The organism is Streptomyces sp. NPDC058637, assembly GCF_042717325.1.
Classification (GTDB): domain Bacteria; phylum Actinomycetota; class Actinomycetes; order Streptomycetales; family Streptomycetaceae; genus Streptomyces.
The window spans coordinates 1-1315 of the sequence record NZ_JBHXRD010000071.1; the positions used below are offsets into that span (position 1 = coordinate 1).

Sequence of the window (1315 nt, forward strand, 5' to 3'; positions counted from 1 at the left end):
ATTTTATTCCTTGATACATCACATTCCGAAGGAGTGTTTTAGCCCATTAAAGCACTCTACGAGTGCATGGGCCTCGCTACGCGAGGAAGATCAACAGCAAGATCAAGATCAAGATCTACAACAGGTCAAAAGCTTACAATCAAAATCGGCAATGTCTTACATAAACCGTTCCGGTTTATTCCAGAGGCTGTCTGTTTTTAAAAGCTGCGTTGCCCTTGCTTTTATCACCAGAACAGCACCGGCAACGGTGCCATTACACCCCTGAACATTTCCCTCCAGGGAATGTGGGGGTGTGCTGTCAGTCCCCGAAAATCAAAAGCGGGTTGGACAGTGACGATGGTGATCCATCGATCCCATTCCACCCTAGAAGCTCCTGATAGCCCATTAGCGAGCCGATTAAGGTCGTTTGACATGGTTGGCCGGCTTTTTGGCCAAGCGTGTCAAATGGCCCAACAACGAACGCAGTGAGGCGTTAGGCTCGATTGCAGCACATAGATCCGACGGAGCTACCGCATTTACAGGACGCCAGCCCATTCGGGCGATGGCTTTCCCCAGTGCTCTCGCTCTGTTGATCTCATGGTTTGCCGTCGTCCTACGGCCTAGGCCACCCACTCAATCACCATAACGAGGCTTGTGGAACCTGCTTCGCGTTGCGGTAGATCCGTCCTATCCGAATGCAATCTAACGGGCTGAAAATGCCCTTATTTTTGATTGCTATAACGAAGGTCAAAAGAGGGTAATACAAGATATAAGATACTGGGAACCACGTATTCCGTGGCTTTCAGCCAATTTTTATACTCTGTGGAGGTAAGTTTTATACTCTGTGGAGGTAAGTTTTATACTCTGTGGGGGTATGAAATGAGTGTAAAAAAAAGTATACCCTCGCTATTTCAAGGCTCTAAATTGTACTTTTTTAAAAGTAAGTTCGTTACCGTGTGGGGGTATGCTTTGTACTCTTTTAAGGGTATTGACAATACTTTTAAAATGGTATATACTGGGAATAAGCAACTATTTATAGGAACATATTATGTCTTCTAAAAGACCTACAAAAAACCATATATACACACATGAAACACATGCAGTAAATAACGAAACCGGCGAAGTTATTTCATCATCAAAAGAAACTATTATTCAGTTTCCTGCTGAACCTGAATATATAAAGCTTTATTTAGACGATATTAATCGCCTCTACGATCTTCCAAACAACTCCATCTTATACGAGCTTATGAAGCGTATGGACTATGATGGGTTGATTAATATAAGCAAATACGGCAAAGACATGATTTGTGAAAAGCTTAATTTAAAACCACAGACC

Annotated in this window: 1 protein-coding gene and 1 pseudogene; both read left to right on the top strand. The window is 43.0% G+C overall.

Translation table 11 applies throughout. The features are described 5' to 3' along the window. Window positions 1-265, top strand: a 265-nt coding sequence (locus tag ACFWVP_RS34770) for a hypothetical protein (RefSeq protein ID WP_384502166.1), incomplete at its 5' end; no start/stop codon positions are given. Between the two features lie 762 nt (window positions 266-1027). Then, window positions 1028-1315, top strand: a pseudogene (locus tag ACFWVP_RS34775) (hypothetical protein); the annotation flags it as partial.